This window comes from Acinetobacter sp. P37, assembly GCF_057480965.1.
Window position 1 is genome coordinate 33,640 of sequence record NZ_JBLIYY010000010.1, and the last position, 19,273, is coordinate 52,912.

The 19,273-nt window shown below is 41.1% G+C and carries 16 protein-coding genes and 1 tRNA gene; 8 read left to right on the top strand and 9 right to left on the bottom strand.

What is annotated here, in order from left to right:
* Nucleotides 1-43: 43 nt before the first annotated feature.
* The gene (locus tag AC25JC_RS10615) at nt 44-2,851 is read right to left on the bottom strand and encodes a GacS-like sensor histidine kinase (RefSeq protein ID WP_486923995.1); all 2,808 of its coding nucleotides are present in this window, start codon (nt 2,849-2,851) and stop codon (nt 44-46) included.
* A gap of 153 nt (nt 2,852-3,004) precedes the next feature.
* On the opposite strand from AC25JC_RS10615, the gene cysM reads away from it, so the two are divergent.
* The 5 genes from cysM to AC25JC_RS10640 all read left to right on the top strand — a co-directional run bounded on the left by cysM (nt 3,005) and on the right by AC25JC_RS10640 (nt 9,241).
* Complete coding sequence (gene cysM, locus AC25JC_RS10620; protein WP_078191278.1) at nt 3,005-3,925, top strand: cysteine synthase CysM; 921 nt, start codon at nt 3,005-3,007, stop codon at nt 3,923-3,925.
* 32 nt (nt 3,926-3,957) lie between these two features.
* On the top strand, nt 3,958-4,776 hold the full coding sequence (locus tag AC25JC_RS10625) for a 3'-5' exonuclease (RefSeq protein ID WP_180004601.1): 819 nt from the start codon (nt 3,958-3,960) through the stop codon (nt 4,774-4,776).
* Between the two features lie 6 nt (nt 4,777-4,782).
* A complete protein-coding gene (gene rlmD, locus AC25JC_RS10630) occupies nt 4,783-6,171 on the top strand; it encodes a 23S rRNA (uracil(1939)-C(5))-methyltransferase RlmD (protein ID WP_486923996.1) in 1,389 nt (462 codons plus the stop codon).
* A 33-nt stretch (nt 6,172-6,204) separates the two neighbouring features.
* Nucleotides 6,205-8,511, top strand: a complete 2,307-nt coding sequence (locus AC25JC_RS10635) for a RelA/SpoT family protein (RefSeq protein WP_078194183.1) — start codon at nt 6,205-6,207, stop codon at nt 8,509-8,511.
* A 79-nt stretch (nt 8,512-8,590) separates the two neighbouring features.
* Nucleotides 8,591-9,241, top strand: a complete 651-nt coding sequence (locus AC25JC_RS10640; protein ID WP_180123878.1) for a hypothetical protein — start codon at nt 8,591-8,593, stop codon at nt 9,239-9,241.
* Between the two features lie 62 nt (nt 9,242-9,303).
* Here the strand turns inward: AC25JC_RS10640 and secF are convergent, their stop codons facing one another.
* The 8 genes from secF to queA form a co-directional block, all read right to left on the bottom strand.
* A complete protein-coding gene (secF, locus tag AC25JC_RS10645) occupies nt 9,304-10,266 on the bottom strand; it encodes a protein translocase subunit SecF (RefSeq protein WP_078194181.1) in 963 nt (320 codons plus the stop codon).
* Nucleotides 10,267-10,276: 10 nt separating this feature from the next.
* Nucleotides 10,277-12,175 carry a protein translocase subunit SecD gene (gene secD, locus AC25JC_RS10650; RefSeq protein WP_486923997.1) on the bottom strand — a complete coding sequence of 633 codons (1,899 nt, stop codon included), beginning with the start codon at nt 12,173-12,175 and terminating at the stop codon, nt 10,277-10,279.
* A gap of 54 nt (nt 12,176-12,229) precedes the next feature.
* The gene (gene yajC / locus AC25JC_RS10655) at nt 12,230-12,559 is read right to left on the bottom strand and encodes a preprotein translocase subunit YajC (protein WP_078191271.1); all 330 of its coding nucleotides are present in this window, start codon (nt 12,557-12,559) and stop codon (nt 12,230-12,232) included.
* A gap of 106 nt (nt 12,560-12,665) precedes the next feature.
* Complete coding sequence (gene tgt / locus AC25JC_RS10660) at nt 12,666-13,796, bottom strand: tRNA guanosine(34) transglycosylase Tgt (RefSeq protein ID WP_078194179.1); 1,131 nt, start codon at nt 13,794-13,796, stop codon at nt 12,666-12,668.
* A gap of 80 nt (nt 13,797-13,876) precedes the next feature.
* Nucleotides 13,877-14,773, bottom strand: coding sequence for a DUF4303 domain-containing protein (locus tag AC25JC_RS10665; RefSeq protein ID WP_249733523.1), 897 nt, complete (start codon nt 14,771-14,773; stop codon nt 13,877-13,879).
* Between the two features lie 80 nt (nt 14,774-14,853).
* Entirely contained in the window at nt 14,854-15,420 is a 567-nt protein-coding gene (locus AC25JC_RS10670; protein ID WP_078191268.1) for a LemA family protein, read from the bottom strand.
* A 54-nt stretch (nt 15,421-15,474) separates the two neighbouring features.
* The gene (locus tag AC25JC_RS10675) at nt 15,475-16,503 is read right to left on the bottom strand and encodes a hypothetical protein (protein WP_486923998.1); all 1,029 of its coding nucleotides are present in this window, start codon (nt 16,501-16,503) and stop codon (nt 15,475-15,477) included.
* A 21-nt stretch (nt 16,504-16,524) separates the two neighbouring features.
* Nucleotides 16,525-17,565, bottom strand: coding sequence for a tRNA preQ1(34) S-adenosylmethionine ribosyltransferase-isomerase QueA (gene queA, locus AC25JC_RS10680; protein WP_180024560.1), 1,041 nt, complete (start codon nt 17,563-17,565; stop codon nt 16,525-16,527).
* A 178-nt stretch (nt 17,566-17,743) separates the two neighbouring features.
* Between queA and AC25JC_RS10685 the strand changes: the two genes are divergently transcribed.
* The 3 genes from AC25JC_RS10685 (at nt 17,744) to AC25JC_RS10695 (ending at nt 19,247) form a co-directional block, all read left to right on the top strand.
* Nucleotides 17,744-17,830 (top strand) — tRNA-Leu (locus AC25JC_RS10685).
* A gap of 521 nt (nt 17,831-18,351) precedes the next feature.
* A complete protein-coding gene (locus AC25JC_RS10690) occupies nt 18,352-18,993 on the top strand; it encodes a hypothetical protein (protein ID WP_486923999.1) in 642 nt (213 codons plus the stop codon).
* An 11-nt stretch (nt 18,994-19,004) separates the two neighbouring features.
* On the top strand, nt 19,005-19,247 hold the full coding sequence (locus AC25JC_RS10695; protein ID WP_486924037.1) for a PDZ domain-containing protein: 243 nt from the start codon (nt 19,005-19,007) through the stop codon (nt 19,245-19,247).
* Nucleotides 19,248-19,273: the final 26 nt, after the last annotated feature.

The window sequence follows — 19,273 nt, forward strand, 5'->3', positions numbered from 1 at the left end:
TCACAACAGAAGCTAGACGGCACTGACTTTAGTCGGACTGCGCTTAATTATTTTGTTTGGCTAAGATTTGTTGAGCTGCGTGTTCAACTTGCGCCATGACATTTTTTAACTCATCAAAACGGTTCAGGGTTTCTTGGACAAAAGCGTCATCCGCTTTACGGCGTTCCTTACGTAAAGTCGAAACAAATTGCTCAAATTGACCTGAAACCTCTTGGAGGGTTGGAGCGCCCACATAGCGGGTTGCGCCATAAAGCCGATGTAGTACATGCTCTAATTGTGGAAAATCTTCATCTTCGATGAGCTGTGCCATTTCATGGATTTCTTGCTCAAAGCTATCGACGAGCATTTTCAGTAAATCGACTGCAAGATCTTCTTTATTCGCGGCCAACTGCAAGCTTTGCTGCCAATCTAAAATACTTGGCTCTAGGGCTTCAATCACCGAACTGCGCTCTAAAACCGGCACTTTCTTAAAGTTATCGGTAGTCCACTGGGTCAAGATTTGAATAATTTGATCCATTTGAATGGGCTTGGTGACATAGTCATCCATACCACTTTGCAGAAGCTTTTGTTTTTCATCAGAGAGCGCATGTGCCGTCAAAGCGATAATCGGAAGGCGCTTATGATTTTCAAAAGTCGACTCAAGTGAACGAATGGCACGCGTGGTATCGACACCTGACATCACTGGCATTTGAATATCCATAAAGATGAGGTCAAAAGCTGTCAAACCTTGCTCTTGGCGAGCTTGAATGATTTCAATGGCTTCTTGTCCACTCAAAGCCTTGGTGGTTTTCACATTCAACTCAGAGAGCAGGGCCTCAAGCACAATCAGGTTTGGTAAATGGTCGTCGACTGCCAAAATATGCAGACCTTGACCATTAAATTCTTCATGTTGCTCCTGATCAAACCACGGCTCATTACTCAACAACTGAATCAGCGCTGTACGGCTGAGCGGTTGATGCAATGGACGTGCACGGTACTCGTTCAACATGTTTGGATCGAGCATCATTTGGTAGCCATAAACTGCTAAGTTACCGCTATAACGATGACGAATTTCTTTCAGTAAGGCTTCGGAGTCACCACTGTGATCGACGATCAACCAGGTATTTTCATTGGTTTTTAGCTGATTGAGTCGACTAAATAAATCAAGGATCGACTGCGTTTCAATATGTTCAACATCATAATTTTCTAAGTAATGACGCAGGACATTGGCGGTTGCTGGATGTGCTAAGTAGGAAACGACTTGTAGATTGCTAAATTCTGGATGCACAATTTCAATTTCTTCATCGACCACAAAGCGCGCAGTAAACCAGAAGGTTGAACCTTTTTCCGTTGGGGCACGTTCTTGGTTATCTTCAAAACCAATTTGTCCATGCATCAGGCTGACCAATTGTTTGGAGATGGCAAGACCTAAACCTGTACCACCAAATTGACGGGTAACAGATGCATCACCTTGCGAGAAGGATTCAAACAGTTTCTTACGGTCGGTACCGCTTAGGCCGATACCACTGTCTTGCACACTAAAGTGCAGCAGACATTGACCGATGTCATCATGCTCCATACGGACACGGACAATAATTTCACCATCTGGAGTGAATTTAATTGCATTTGAAATTAAGTTGGTCAAAATTTGCTTGAAGCGTAGGACATCACCAACCACAAATTTCGGCACATTGTCCGCATAGTAGAAGGTCATATCGATGTGTTTTTGTGCTGCCAATGGCGATAACATATCCATCACATCAAAGACGGCTTCTTCTAAGTCGAATTGCGCAGTTTCAAGTTCTAGCTTGCCTGCATCAATTTTGGAGAAATCCAGCACGTCATTAATTAAAGCCAATAAATGCGCTGAAGATTTACGAATCGTTTGTAGATATAAATTTTGTTCATTACTGAGGTTGCCTTGGCGCAGTAAAAGATGAATAAAGCCATCAATACTGTTCAGCGGTGTGCGCAGTTCATGGGAAATATTGGCCAAAAACACCGATTTTGATTGGTTGGCTTGAATTGCTTGGTCACGTGCTTGACGGTAGGTAATATTTTGCACTTCTAAAGTATCAAGCGTGCGTCTTAAGTCATCTTCCGTTTGTTCGGTATGTTCACGTAGCTCTAAGAAACTGAAATGTAAGCGTTTAACCACATTGGCTATATCACGCTGTAATAACCGGAGTTCTCCAGTACTGTTAATGATCATGTGCTGATCTAGAGTGTCGGCATTTAAACGTTGTAACTGCATGCGAATTTCGTACATTGGTGCGATCCAACGACGTGAATAAAAATTCAAACACAGCAAAAGTAATAAGAGTGTCAATAAACCTGTTGCAATCAACACAATTAACACGCGATAGCGGGCAATTTGCAGCGGTTGATTGTCCAGTTCAATGCTTAACCATGCTGGGGTCTGAGTTGAATCTGAAATTTTCAGGGCATAAATATGGTTACCCTGATGTGCAATCGGTCCAATAAAAGATGCTTTACTGTCAAAAGCAGGCCAAATATCTTGATCTTGAAAGCCGATGCTCAGGCGGTTGTTGCCTTTAAGATCTAAAATCGCGGCACGAATCAAATGTTTTTCGTTCAACATGCTTTGCATGGCATTACGAGCTTGATCAAACTGCCAAGGGTAATGATTCAGCAAATCAATCGCAGATTCTGACGTGGGTTGATAGCGTGTCAGAATCGCGACAGCCATTTGTTTTTGTTGTGCTTTGGCTGCATTGGAGGTTTCTGTTATTACCAACATCGCACCGACACAAGCCAAAATGGTGATCGGCACGAAAATAAGTGCAATCAACTGACCATAGGCATGATTTAAGTGTAGGCGTTTAAAAAGCTTTTTGTTGATATTTGACATGGTTTAAGCAGTTTATTCCTTATGCCCCGAATATTAGCATGGATTATTTAAAACTGATTGTGCTTTAATCACTTTCGCGAAAAAGCGAGGCAAATGGGTGCAGGCAAAGGCATTTTTTCATACAATAGGCGCACCTCGATATAGGTGTGAATAATGAGTAATACAACCCCTGATTTTCAAGCAGACGATTTTTTATTAGACCATTACGTCGGCAACACGCCGTTAGTGCGTTTACAGCGTCTGGCAAGTCATACTCAAGCAACAGTATTAGCCAAGTTAGAAGGCAATAACCCAGCGGGTTCGGTCAAAGATCGCCCTGCATATAACATGATTATGCAAGCGGAAAAGCGTGGTCAGATTAAACCGGGTGATACGTTGATTGAAGCGACGAGCGGAAACACAGGGATTGCTTTAGCTATGGTTGCAGCAATGCGTGGCTATAAAATGACCTTGATCATGCCTGCAAGTTCTAGTCAAGAGCGTAAAGATGCCATGCGTGCCTACGGTGCTGAACTGATCGAATCTGAAAACATGGAAGAAGCACGTGATCTTGCCCTTCAAATGGAAAAAGATGGCAAAGGTTTAGTCCTAAACCAGTTTGGTAACCCGGACAATGTGGAAGCACATTACCTCACTACGGGGCCTGAGATTTGGAAACAAACAGGCGGTAAAATTACACATTTCGTCAGCTCAATGGGAACCACTGGGACCATTATGGGGATTTCGAAATATTTAAAAGAACAAAATCCGGATATTCAAATTGTCGGTTTACAACCGTCTGAAGGCTCAAATATTGCTGGTATTCGCCGTTGGCCACAAGAATATCTTCCTACGATTTTTGACCCTTCACGTGTTGATCGCATTATGGATATTCCGCAAATTGAAGCGGAAAAAACGGCTCGTCGTTTAGCACGTACAGAAGGTATCAGTGCAGGTACATCATCGGGTGGTGCGGTATGGGCTTCAGTTAAATTGGCTGAAGAAAATCCGGATGCCGTAATTGTTTGCATCGTATGTGACCGTGGTGACCGCTACTTGTCTACTGGTCTATTCTCTGTTGTTGATCCTGAATAATTACAGTGGCCGATCGGCACTGGTGAGTACTTATGCGTTTACCTGTTTTAATTTTTGATATCGAAACACTGACAGATTTGAAGTCAGGTGCGCATTTGTATGGACTGGATCTGCCTGAGGTGGATCTAGATGCTGCGCTGACTAAACTGCGTCGCCAAGAGGCGGGCACGGATTTTCAGCGTTTGGCCTTGCATGAAATTGTCTGTATCTCTGGACTATGGATTGATGAAAAGGGCATGAAGTTGTTTTCATTTAGCCGTGAAGACAATAGCGAAGCTGAAATTTTAAAAAAATTCGTTTCTATTTTTGAAAAGCGTCATCCGACCTTGGTCAGTTGGAACGGTTCGCAGTTTGATTTGCCTGTAATTTTGTTCCGTGCCATGTATCACGGACTATCTGCACCAAGTTTGTTCGATCAGGGCGAGATTGATACGCAAAAGCGCTATAATAACTACCAGAATCGTTATCATCATCGTCATGTAGATTTGATGGATGTCATGGCCATGTTCCATGGTCGTCATTTTCAAAAACTTGACGATGCAGCACATTTACTCGGTTTCCCCGGTAAACGTGGTGATGGTGGCTACCATGTGCCTGAATATGTGCGTGAACAACAGTGGATGGAACTGACCAGCTACTGTGAAGGTGATGTGCTCAATACATGGTTGATTTATTTACGCTGGCTGTTGCTGAAAGGACAGTTATTGTTAAATGATCATCAGCACCTGATTCAAAGCACGATTCAATATTTACAAACTCAGCCGCAACACGCTGATTTTTTATCGGTATGGCAGCAAACCTCGCAACGTACCGAATTCACCCAATCTGATTTCCCATCTTCCACACATTAGGTACGCATGAAACACAAAGCCAAACCCCAAAAAGCCCAACAACCCATTTATACATTTCAGGTTGAATCGCTTTCACATGAGGGGCGAGGCATAGCGCACTTTGGGACGCATCCAGATCATCCTGCGGAAAAACACGGTAAGAAAGTATTTATTCGTTATGCATTGCCAGGTGAAACGGTGCGTGCGCGTATTACTAATGTCGTTAAGCGTCTCGAAGAAGCAGATAGTCTGGAATTGCTGAGTGAAGAGTCTGCTCTACGGGTTAAACCGGCCTGCCCACATTATGGGGGCTGTGGTGGGTGTAGCATGCAGCATATTCATCCCGACGAGCAAATTCGTTTAAAACAAGATGTTTTACAATCACATTTGCAACATTTTGCTGGGATACAACCTGATCAATGGTTAGCTCCTTTACGTTCATTGCGTGAAGATTACCGTCGCAAAGCACGTATTGGTGTGCGTTACCTACCTGCAAAAGATAAGCTTGTGGTTGGCTTTCGTGAAAGCCAGTCAAATAAACTGACTTCGATTGACCGTTGTATGGTGTTGGATCGTGAGTTTGGCTCCATCACCACACTCAAACAATTGTTACAAAGTCTGCAAGGTAAAGCAGATATTGGGCATATGGAACTGGCCATGGGAGATCAAGAAATTGCCCTCCTAATTCGTCATACGGCGGAACTTTGCGCGGAAGATGTCAACCAATTAGTAAAATTTGCGTTACATAAAGAGTGGCAACTGTACTTACAACCTGAAGGGCCAGACAGCTTACATCGCGTGGATCATCCCGATGCACCGATGCGTCTGCACTATGGTCTAAGTGACTTTGCTGTGGAATTTGGCTTTAATCCTCAGGACTTCACACAAGTGAATTCCACGATTAATCCGCAAATGGTGAAACTGGCATGTGAATTGCTTCAGTTACAACAAGGTGAGCGAGTTCTAGATCTGTTTTGTGGTTTAGGAAACTTTTCTTTACCACTTGCTCAATGTGTGGGTTCAACGGGTCAAGTCATTGCAGTTGAAGGGAGTGAAGAAATGGTTCAGCGTGGTGCAGAAAATGCACAAAACAATGGCCTTTCGCAACTGAAATTTTATTCACAAGATTTAACAAAAGATTTTTCGCATCATTCTTGGGCAAAACAAGGATTTGATGCATTATTGATAGACCCACCACGATCTGGTGCAGAAGAAATAATGCGTTATGTGCCCAAATTTGGTGCAAAAAGAATCGTTTATGTGTCATGTAATCCTGCAACACTAGCACGCGATGCTGGAATGTTGGTACAACAAGGCTACCGTTTGAAAAAAGCGGGTGTCATGGACATGTTTACCCATACAGGGCATGTCGAATCGATTGCTTTGTTCGAAAAAGAAAATCAGATAAACGATTAAAAGTTATGAAGCGTAGAAAACTAGGAGTAGGGTATGGTCACAGTACGTGAACAATTACCTGGACGTCTCAATGAGCTGTCTCAGGAAACGACTGTAGAACATGCCGAGCAAGCACAGCATGATTTAGCTGAATGGCTAGAGCGTGTGAGTGGCATGTTTGACGGGGCTCCTCTAAAGCAACTCGAAGAAGTTGCCCATCTGACCTTACAGAATGAACTTGAAACAACGGTCAACCATCGCTCAAATACCTTCTATACGGGTATTGAAATGGCGGATATTCTTGCCCATCTGTATGCGGATGAAGATACGTTATCAGCAGCCATGCTGTATCGAAGTGTTCGTGAAGGCGTAACCAGTTTAGAAGAAGTCCAAAGCAAATTTGGCGATCAAGTGCATGCTTTGGTGAAAGGCACGCTTGCCATGGGTAAGTTGTCTGACCTGATTGAGCAAAATAAACGTCTAGAAGATCATTTTAATAATAACCAACGTGAACATTTGACCGGCATTTATAAAATGCTGATCTCTGTGACTGAAGATGTTCGTGTTGTATTAATCAAACTTTCTGAACGTACCTATGCATTACGTGAGTTAGCGCACTCAACCAAAGAACGTCAAGAGCGTGTCGCACGAGAAATTTTAACCATTTACTCGCCGCTTGCGCACCGTTTAGGGATTGCACAGCTTAAGTGGGAGCTTGAAGATCTCGCTTTCCGTTATCTTGCACCTGAACGCTATAAAGAAATTGCCTCTTTACTGAATGAAAAACGTTTAGAGCGTGAACAATATATTCAGTTCGTGACAGAAAAGTTGCGTAAAGAACTGTTAGATCATGGCATTGAGGCAGAGATTAATGGTCGGGTGAAACACATTTATTCGATTTATCGAAAAATGAAGAGTAAGAACCTGAGCTTTGATCAGCTTTATGACATTCGAGCAGTTCGCGTTTTGGTGGATAATGTACCTGAGTGTTATCACACACTGGGGATCGTTCATCAGATTTGGCGTCATATTCCGCATCAGTTCGATGATTATATTACTAACCCGAAAGCCAATGGTTATCGCTCACTGCACACGGCCGTGATTGCAGAGAACAAATCTTTAGAAGTGCAAATTCGTACGCATAATATGCACGAAGAAGCTGAGCTCGGGGTGTGTTCGCACTTTAACTATAAAGAAGGTTCTAAAACCACAGATTATTCATTTAATCATCGCTTACATTCTTTACGTGCAGTGCTTGAACATTATCAAGAACGAAATGATGCTAGCGCCCATAAAGAAGATGAGGCTTCTGAAAACTTCGAACAAATCCAAGAGTTTGAAGATTTTGAGAAAATCTATGTGTTCAGTCGTGATGGTGATATCAAAGAATTACCACGCGGTTCGACCGTGCTTGACTTTGCCTATCATGTGCATACTGAAGTGGGCAACAAGTGCTATGCAGCACGGGTGAACCAACGTTATGTACCTTTAACCTATACCCTAAAAACTGGGGAACAGGTCGAGATTTTAACCAAGAAAGATCGTGAGCCTAACCGAGATTGGTTGGTAAACTCGCTGGGTTATATCAAGACGGCTCGTGCACGTGATAAGTTGCGTCATTGGTTCCGTCAGCAAGACCGTAGTAAAAACTTGGAAGTGGGACGTGAGATTCTGAATAAAGAATTGTCACGTTTGGCGATTCACCCGAAAAGTATCGATTTGAATGATTACTGCAATCATTTTAATGTGAAATTGGGTGAAGATATATTGATTGGCTTGGTGAGTGGTGACATTAGCTTACATGCCTTAATCAATCAGGTTAACCGTCATATGCACCTCGATCAGGATGAGCCTGAACTGGTGTTAAAACCAACCTTGAACCCACGTGCAAGTCATACGCTTTCGGCGCATGGTATTTTGATTGATGGTTTGGACAATGTAGAACTACACATTGCTCAGTGTTGTCAGCCTGTGCATGGTGAATCGATTGCTGGTTATATCACCCTGAATCGTGGCGTAAGTATCCATAAGGTCGCATGTCCGGATTATATCCGTATGATTGGGCAAGAGCCTGAACGTGCGGTTGAAGCGGATTGGGAAATGCAGCCAACTCGTGGTCAAAGTGTGCAAATCGTGGTGGAAGCTTATGACCGTCGTGGTTTGCTTAAAGATCTGACTCAAGTGATTTTCTCAGACCAAATCAATATTCGTCAGGTGAATACGATTTCCGAAAGTGATGGTATTGCCAATATGAAACTGTTGATTGAAGTAAAGGGCTTGGCGCAGTTGTCGAAACTGTTGGCACGTCTAGAACAACAACCGGGCATTATCAGCGCACGTCGATTGGTACAAGGTAGCTAAAAATAAAGTTGTATAAAAAACCCGCTGCATGCGGGTTTTTTATTATATTGGGGGAGAGAAATTATAAAATTGAATGCTTATGCTGCCTTCAGAGCTTTTTGAAAAGCGTCGACAGAATCTAACACAAGCCATTGACCATTGGGTTGCAACAGGCCCCTTTAAAAATGGTAAAGCTGTGTGTGAACATTTTGGCTTAGCGGTTCCTTTAATTTCCCAATTATTAAATAGTCATCGGCAGATTGGAGAGAAATTTGCACGTGAATTAGAGTCACAATTGGGACTCATTAAGGGAAGTTTAGATAATGAGGTTCAGTTTATAGAACAAGACAAGTGCACTGAGGAGCAAGCAAGCTTGGTCCTTTTTGAAATGCAGGTGGTTGAGACACAGGCATTTTCTTTAAAACCGATTTCAAATGATTCATCTCAATATTCAGCATTATTTAAAAACACTCAAGACCTGTATTTGATTCGCATCACAGCATCGTATTATGCCCCTGTATTACAAGAGGGTTGGCTTGTGGTCTGTGATGAACGGCGAGGGGTAGAGAGATCGGATCTAGCCTGTGTATATTTGCGAAATGGCTTAAATTTAATTTTAAACGTGATACAGCAAACAGATGACACGTGGCAATTTGCAAGTCTAGACCAAAAACGACAGGTGGAATTCCTGCAATCCGATATTGAAAAATTACATCCTATTATTGCGATCTTACCTAGCTCATTTATTTAACGTAGTCGCATAAAAAAACCCATCCGAAGATGGGTTTTGATTTGAACTATAAGTCGAAAAGCTTAAGGAATCTCTTCTTCTTCAAATTCAGGCTTCACTTGTACAATGAAGTCTTGACGGTTTAGACCACGCCATAGCGCGAAAGCAGTACCAATGTAGATTGATGAATATGTACCCACAAATACACCAACAAACATTGCAACAGAGAACCATTTCAGACCATCACCGCCCAGTACCATCATTGCTACAACAACCAGTAATAGTGTCATTGAGGTATGAATGGTACGGCGAAGTGTTTCAGTTAATGCACTGTTGACAACTTCGAGAGGCTCAGCACCACGAATCTTACGGAAGTTTTCACGAATACGGTCAGATACAACGATGTTATCGTTGAGCGAGAAACCAATAATCGCGAGTAGCGCAGCCAAAACTGTTAAGTCAAACGGCCATTGCATCATGGCAAAGATACCAATGGTCACCACGATATCGTGGAATAAAGACAGTACAGCACCCATCGCAAGTTTGAACTCAAAGCGAATAGTGACATAAACCAGCATGAGCAGTAGGGCAAGACCTACAGCACCCGCAGAACGCACGTAAAGTTCATTACCGACTTGACCACCCACCACATCGACTTTATGCACTTCTGCTTTATTGCTCGGCAATTGAGCGGCAGTCGTAATGGCTTTGGTTAAGTCTTCAGCTTCAATGTCTTTTTGAACTGGCATACGAACCATCAGGTCGCGGTCAGATCCTAAGGTTTGTACTACAGGATCTTTAAAACCAGCTTTTGTCAGCGCTGAGCTCACATCGGTAGATTTTACTGGTTGACTATAGTTCAACTCTGCTGCCACACCGCCAGTAAAGTCCAAACCGAGGTTTAGACCTTTGGTGCAAATAAAAAAGATACTTGCGAGCGTTAAAATAATCGATATAAAGGCTGCCGGTTTGGCAATCTTCATAAATGGAATAATGCGCTCGTTGTCCGGACGGCCGTATTGTTTCGGTTGAGTATTTTCAGTCATCTTCGATCTCCTAAATGCTCAACTTCTTCAGGTTACGTTTTTTACCATAAATGATTTGTACGATTGCACGTGTCACAGTAATTGCTGTGAACATTGAGCAGACAATACCAATCATTAGGGTAACCGCGAAGCCTTTAATTGGGCCTGTACCAATTGCGAACAGAATGAAAGCAACCAAGAATGTGGTTAAGTTGGAGTCAAAGATGGTGTTATACGCACGATCATAACCCGCAACAATCGCCTGTTTCGGCGAGGCACCCCATTTAATTTCCTCTCGTATCCGCTCACAGATCAGTACGTTGGCATCGACCGCCATACCAATGGTAATTACGATACCTGCAATACCCGGAAGGGTGAGGGACGCGCCAATCCAAGACATGATGGTTAAAATCATGGCAAGGTTAACCACGAGTGCAAAGTTGGCAATCAAGCCGAACACACGGAAGAAGACCACCATCCAAATCGCAACCAATAAGAAACCGATTTGAGTTGATAATACGCCTTTGTCAATGTTTTCTTGACCGAGACTCGGACCAATCACACGTTCTTCAACGAAGTACATTGGCGCTGCCAAAGCACCTGCACGTAACATCAATGCAAGTTCAGATGCTTCTTGAGGTGAATCTAGACCGGTAATACGGAACTGAGAACCCAATACAGCTTGAATCGTTGCCGCATTGATTACTACAGATTCGGTATAAGGTGTACGAACTTCAGTTTGTGTACCTGTTGCAGGATCTGCAACATAACTAATTTTTTGTTTGTTCTCGATGAACAAAACAGCCATTCGTTTGCCTACAGCATTACGAGTAGCTTCAGACATCAACTTACCGCCCGCAGTGTCCAAAGTAATATTTACTTCAGCACCACCTGTATCTTGGCTAAAGCCTGATGACGCGTTTTGTACACGTTCACCCGTTAAGATACGGTTACGGTTAAGCAATAATTGACGGCCGCTGTCCAAAGACTCATAAGCAAAAGCTTCTGTACCCGGCGGTAATGAGCCTTTTGCTTGTCCTGTGTAAGGATCGATATATTGATCATTTAAGTCAGAAACTAAGCGGAACTCAAGGTTTGCAGTACGACCAAGTACACGTTTTGCTTCAGCAGTATCTTGTACACCCGGTAATTCAACCACAATACGGTTGCTACCTTGAGTTTGCACCAATGCTTCCGCTACACCTAACTCGTTAATACGGTTACGTAAAGTCGTTAAGTTTTGGTTGACAGCATAAGACTGAATTTCTTGTTTACGTGTATCTGTGTAGCTTAGACGAAGAGTCGAACCATCAGTTGTTGCAACCGCTTGTTGAGTATATTCATTGCCGTTACGACGAAGGAAATCCATAGCTGCAGAACGGTCATCATTATTTGCAAATTGCATCGTAATGGTGTTGTTGCTCAAAGATAAGCTATTGAATTTTAATTTATTGTCACGAAGTTGGCGACGTAAGTCAGCCGCAGATGTTTCCATACGTTGTGAAATGGCTTTATCCATATCCACTTCGAGTAGGAAGTGTACACCACCACGTAAATCCAGACCCAGCTTCATTGGTTTAGCACCAATTTTTTGTAGCCATTCTGGGGTAGTAGGCGCAAGGTTCAGTGCGACGACATAATTTTCACCGAGCCCACGACGTAGTGCTTCTTTCGCTTTTAATTGTTGTTCGCTCGAATCAACACGTAATAAAGCGGCATTATTGGTGAAGCTATTGTCATGGCTGGCAATATTTTCAGATTTTAAAATCTGCTCTGCTTTTTGTACGATGCTTTGGTCAATCTGGGTACCGGCTTTGGCACCTGAAATTTGAACAGCAGGTTCATCAGGATACAAACTTGGCAGGGCATATAATGTACTGATGACTAGTACCACTAGAATCAGTAGATATTTCCATGCTGGGTAACGCATTCGTTTTCTTCTTAAAATGAAAAAAGCCGTGCGGGTGCACGACTTATTTTTTGATTAAAGGTTATTTAGAGTGCCTTCAGGCAGAACTGAAATCACACTTGCGCGTTGTACTTTTACTTCTACGCCACGGTTCAGTTCAACAACTGCAAAATCACCTTCGATTTTTGTGATTTTACCCATTAAACCGCCCGCAAAAACAACTTCACTACCAACACCTAGGCTTTCAATTAGTGCACGATGTTCTTTTGCACGTTTTGATTGAGGGCGCCAGATCAAGAAGTAGAAGATTGCGACAAATACCGCAATCATCAACAGGTTTGCCATCATGCTTGGTTGCTGTGCAGCTTCACCTGCCGCGTGAGCAGTAGAAATAAAAAGGCTCATTTCATTTTCCTAAACTAAAAAAACTGGTTATCAATACTTTGATAAATAAATTGGACTTGTTCAGCAATTTACCTTGTCTTTTTCTTCAGCGCAAATGCTGAAAGAATTAATCTTGAGGACAAGGTGGCACTTCCATGCCGCGACGACGATAAAAGTCTTCAACAAACTCATCAAAAGTGCCATGGTCAAGAGCATCACGCATCGCTTCAGTTAGACGTAGGTAATAACGTAAGTTATGAATAGTACCGAGCATCGAACCGAGCATTTCGCCGCATTTCTCAAGATGGAAGAGATAAGATTTGGTGAAGTTTGTACATGTATAACAGTCGCAATGTGGGTCAAGCGGACTTTGATCATGACGATATTTGGCATTACGAATACGCACTAAACCGTCGGTCACAAAATAATGACCATTACGTGCATTTCGAGTTGGCATTACACAGTCAAACATATCGACACCGCGACGAACCGCTTCTACGATATCTTCTGGTTTACCGACACCCATCAAGTAACGTGGTTTATCCGCAGGCATTTTCTCTGGAAGATAATCCAATACTTTGATCATTTCTTCTTTAGGTTCGCCAACAGACAAGCCGCCAATGGCATAACCATCAAAATCAATTTCTTTGAGACCATTTAAAGATTCATCACGTAAATCTTCATACATGCCGCCTTGGATAATACCAAATAGTGCATTACGGTTTTTCAGCACGTCATGATGTTGAGTCTTACAACGTTTCGCCCAACGCAATGAAAGCTGCAATGATTTTTGCGCTTCTTCATGTGTCGCAGGATAAGGCGTACATTCATCAAAAATCATCACGATGTCTGAATTCAGTGTGTGCTGAATATCCATCGAAATTTCAGGAGATAAAAAGACTTTAGAGCCATCAATCGGAGAGCGGAAAGTCACGCCCTCTTCTTTAATTTTGCGCATAGCGCCAAGACTGAAGACTTGGAAACCGCCTGAATCTGTCAAAATCGGGTTATTCCATTTCATGAATTGGTGTAAACCACCATGTTCACGAATGACATCTAGGCCTGGGCGAAGATATAAATGGAAGGTATTGCCCAAAATAACTTGGGATTTAATTTCTTTAATGTCACGTGGGAGCATGCCTTTTACAGTACCGTAAGTACCGACAGGCATGAACATAGGTGTTTCAACAACACCATGTTCAAGGGTTAAACGGCCGCGACGAGCACGGCCCGATTGCGCCAATTTTTCAAACTTCATACAAGGTCCAGATCAAGGCGAAAAAACAGTTCGCTGATGGTAAGAGTGCTAAAAGTGCTCTATTTTCCTTGATTCTGCGGTTAAACGCTAGCTTTGTCGGGTGTTAAGTCTGTAAATTTATAGATCGCATCTTGTGACAGGGCTTCATCTGAACTCTTGGCATTAAAATAAAACTGGTTAATTCGCTGCAAAATTTCTTCTTTATCCATCGCAAACGTACCTTTCGGGTCCGATGTCATGGCTACGATGCTGTCAATGAGCTTTTGAATATAGGGGTTCGTGGTTGCATAGCTTTTTTCTAAGCTTAAAAGATAGACTTCATTAGCTACATGTAAATAGTTATAAGGTTGTATTTCAACGATTTGAGCCAAATCAATCAGCAGGTCTTTATCATACTGAGACAGCTTCATACGCTTGGGTAAGCTGTCGAGCTTGAGTGGTTGTTTGGATTTGAGAAAATCGTCAAGTTGTGTGCTTGGAGTATTTAAAACCTGAGCTGAATAAATTTCTATTTCAGGCTGTGTCTGGACCGTGATAAAAAACAGAATATTGTCCAATTCAATGCCGTAGGACTGAACCAAGTCGACTTTTGTTTGTTGTATGGCATTGAGCAAGATTGAAAGATGGTTAGCCGATTCAGACTTTATCGTACTTTTTATAGAAGATGGATCAAAGTTTAAATGGCCCACTTCATTTACAGATGTCAGTTTAAACTGCGCCAAGTCTTGACTTAAAGCCAGTAGGCTACGATAGCGCCATTTCGACACATTCCATCGATCATGCGCTGCAAGATATTGAGCAGAATCTTCATCTTCGGCAAAAATACTACGCTGCGTAGAGACTGCGATATAGTCCATGGAAAAATAGGGATTGAACACCAACGTACATGCGTAAATATGGTCGTCTTGGTGCTGCTCATAGAGTTTGAAAAACGCCTGAATCAGCACATTTTTCAGTGCATTAATTTGATTTTGCATATTTTATTTTTCTTTCTAGTTTTGGAGGTGCTTGATCACCTCATCATTATTTTTTTACTTTTGTGCATTAAAGCCCGAACTTAAAAGTTCGGACGATAATCAAAATTTTGGCTGGCAGCTTGATCGCGGAAAGGGCGAACCGCTTTTTTACTCAGCAATAGCGTATTAATAATATTGTTAGGAAACACTTGAATGTGGTTGTTGAACAACTCAACGTTGCGGTTAAAAATAGTAATCGCCGCACCGACATTTTCGTTTTGTTCTTCAATTTCATTCATCATTTTCAGATAAATATCATTGGCTTTGAGCTCAGGATAGTTTTCAACCACAACATTCAGACTGCGCATCAGATCTTGATTTAAGGCTTCGATACGCTGTAATTGGCTGACATCGGTACTATTTACGTTCAAATTCATAATATTTTGACGGAGTTCAGTGACTTTTGCCAAAGTCCCTTGTTCAAAATTGGAATATTGCTCAACCAAAGGCTGTAATCCATCTAAAATTTTGATTTTTTGACGTTCATAGCTAGCTACATCTGACCATGCACGAATGGTTGCATTGTGATGTCGGACAATATTGTTGCGAATCATGATTGCACCAATCACCAATGCAATGATGATTAAAACAAAGATCAAAAGCCCCATAAAATTTTATCCTCAAGATAAAAGGTCGTAATTTAAAACATTATTATATGAAATCTATTTTAAAAACTGCGTTAAGTCGTTTTTCAAATTTTCTAAAGCATTTAATTTAAAGGTTCTGAGATGTCCACGCAATGCCGAAACATCCTTAATTCGTTTTGCTTTACTACTGACTTTAAATAAATCTGTAGAGCCAAGATAGCACATTATGCGGTGGCTCGGATGAAATAGCAGATCACCTTCACGGTTTTGAAAAAAATCCGCTAGTCGGAGGACAAAGCCCGGGCTGAGCAATTTAGCGATTTCCATTTGGTTCTCGCCATAAAACTTTAATTTTTGATTGGTTTGAATGTCGCTGCTGTGCCAAGGAAAACTATAAGGATAGCCAAAGTTTTTGCCTGTTGCAGATACGGCAAGTCCATGGATGCCAATATCAAAAACAAATATGCCCCACAGGTCTTTATGAATTTCTTTAACCGTGACTTCATCACCGTCTTTGTCACGTACCTTCAGTTCATTTACATAGTGATAATGAAAGACCATGACTTGATGCTGTTGCTGATTTTCGTCTTCCCAAACGGTGCTCGCGAAGGTCTGAATATCATTCGAAAGGCTGCCTTGTTTAAACACGGGGAACATACGTTTAAGATTGCCAATAAATTGCAGATTATTCAGTGGCATTGAAATGTATTGAGGCTGTCGGTTAAAAGCCAATTGGTATTTTCTGGCAATGCATTCGGTTTCTAAAAACGCAATAACTTCTTCGAGCGGATCATCTTTTTCATAGCTAATATAGGCCCAGAACACCATGGCCAAGCCCGCTGCAAAGCAGAGCTGTGCCCAGCCATGATCAGGCTGAATCACAATAAATAGCATGAAGCCGATACCCAGTGCAGCTAAAGCTAGGGGGAGTAAATTTTCAAATTTGAGCGTAATGGGTGCATTCCATGGATGCAGTCCATCGAGGAGCTCTTGGTGTGTTTTGGCGTTTCGGCCTATATCCCAGAGCCGAGCGATATTCTGAAAAACCACAGCATTCTTTTTTCGACGAATATGGATGGAGTGCTTTACAGAATCGATCGGCATAGGGATGATTTCGGCGTAATTTTATTTGTGGTTAATATTATCAATTAACATCGCATCACCATAACTAAAGAATCGATATTGGCTTTCGACGGCATGGTGATAGGCATTCAAAATATTATCTCGACTGGACAACGCTGACACTAACATGAGCAAGGTAGATTCAGGTAAATGGAAGTTGGTAATTAAGCGATCGACTACTTTGAACTCATAACCTGGGTAGATAAAGATTTGTGTATCACCAGTCCAACCCTTGAGTTCGCCGCCATTGGCTTGAGCGGCACTTTCAGTCGCACGAGTCGCTGTAGTACCGACAGCAATAACTTTATTGCCACGTGCTTTTGTCTCACGGATTAAAGCCATAGATTCTTCTGACACGTCACACCATTCGCTGTGCATGATGTGATTTTCAATGTCATTGGTGCGCACGGGTAAAAATGTACCTGCACCCACATGCAAGGTAACAAAGGTTTTATTTACGCCTTTGTCCGCCAATTTTTTGAGTAGCGCTTCATCAAAATGTAAGCTTGCTGTTGGTGCTGCGACAGACGCTAATTTGGTTGGGTCGTTAAACACGGTTTGATAACGTTCGGTATCAATCGCTTCTGCTTCACGGTTAAAGTAAGGCGGAATCGGTAAAGCACCGTATAAATCTAAAACTTGTAAAATAGGCTGTGAAAATTCCACAACAAATAAGTTTTCATGACGGCCTTGAACGGTCACTTTAACTTCGTCTGGACCAATAAATAATTCCGCACCTTCTTTAGGCGTATTACTGGCTTTAATGTGGCAATGTGCGGTTTTTGGGTCAAGAATACGTTCAACCAAGACTTCAACTGCACCACCTGTAGCGCGTTTGCCTTTTAAGCGAGCTTTCATCACTTTGGTATCGTTCAGTACCAATAAGTCACCTTCATTGAGCAAGTCTAAAATGTCAGTGAAATGATGGTCGTGATATTCACCATTGAGATCGAGATGGAGCAGGCGTGATGCACTACGTGTTTCAAGCGGATAGCGGGCAATGAGTTCGTCAGGGAGATTGAAGTTAAAGTCAGAAAGTTGCATGTTAAGAAATCTGAAAAGGGGATAATGAAATTTGGCTTAGTATAAGCTTTTTTAGGTTTTAACGCTGAAATTGATGGATTATCCATCTAAAAATTCTTATACGGTTTATTTTTAATCAAATGAGAACATGATGCGTTGACAAGTTTTTGAAACAGTTTATTATACGTTTCAACACCTTCCCGAGGTGGTGAAATTGGTAGACGCGGTGGATTCAAAATCCACTATCAGAGATGATGTGTCGGTTCGAGTCCGACCCTCGGGACCAAAATTCTAAAAAACCCCAAGCTTATTAAGACTTGGGGTTTTTTATTGTCTGAAATTAATGGTTTAAGTTGTTCTTGTCCTAATCTTATCGATTTCATTAGTCATATATCCGGTGGTCACTTTGTGAAATGAGCATCTGAATAAGTATCTAAATTTTGTTCGGATACTCTAGGGCTAAATCAGTAGAACCATTAATAGCAACTCAAGTTGAAAAGCTAATGGTAAAGTCGGGTTCATTTCTAGAAGTGCTATTAGCATTAGCTTGAAAGAAGAAATCTGAATACGTTTTTTGATTGTTGAGGAGGAATTATATTTAAGCTCAAAAGGCTTCTAGGTCGGAAATAATATAAAAGTAAATTTCTAAATTTTGAAAAGAATTAAAGTCAGTTCAAAGGTGATTCGACAGATTTTTTTATGAACTTCTATATTTTTCGTAAATATAATATATTTGTTACAGTTATGAAAGTATAAGTAAATAATCAAAGCTTAGAGTCAGTATTGTCATTAGTTGGGGGAGGGGTAATGAAGAAATTTTTATTAGTTTTTTGTCTAATTTTATCTAATTCTATAGTTTATGGTTATACGATGTATACATATAAGGATAAAAATGGAGAGGTTTTTATTACAAATAGATTGAGTACAAATTCAAATGTAACATTGTTAAAAGTCAATGAATATTCATCAGATTCCGATCAAAAAAAAATGACTTCGACATTATCTAATGGAAAATATACCAATTCTTCACGGAGTGATGGTGTATTATTTAGAAACAATGTTGAAAAATTTTATAAACCTGCAGATTTGGGGCTTGTAGATAGATCAAATTTCAAGTACTTGAAATTAGGTGAGGAAGTTAATATTCAGGAGACTAGAAATGTGCCAGAAACTACGTCTTTACTTGCAGAAAATAGTTTTCAGATATTAGGTTCTAGTAATTTTAAAGATAGAAACTTATCTCATTCAAATTTGTCTTCCCAAGCTAAAAAAATTGGTGCTACTCATGTAGTATTCACAAAGATTAACAGTTCTATAAATTCTTATACCACACAAGATGATCCTAATAATTTGGATTTTATTTATGATTACTCAGTTGGATTTTTTGTAAAAAACGATATCAGTAAAAGTCCTGTTTATTGGGTGTTACGATATCTTCTATACCATTAGATAAAAGGGGATTGTATCAAAGAAATACAGGTGTATATATCGCCATGCTAGTTAAGCAATCTAGAGCTTATTATGCCAATGTATTGATTGGTGATGTTATAGTGAGTATTAATGGTAAAGAAACTTTAGATCCTGAAAACTTTATTAAAGTTAAAGATTTGGAATTAACTAAAAATAAAATAATTACTTTAGAAATACTTAGATCAGTTAATAATGAGCTTAAGAATTTTAAGATACCTATTGAATTTCAATAATATAAATTTAATTTAAGATAATCATT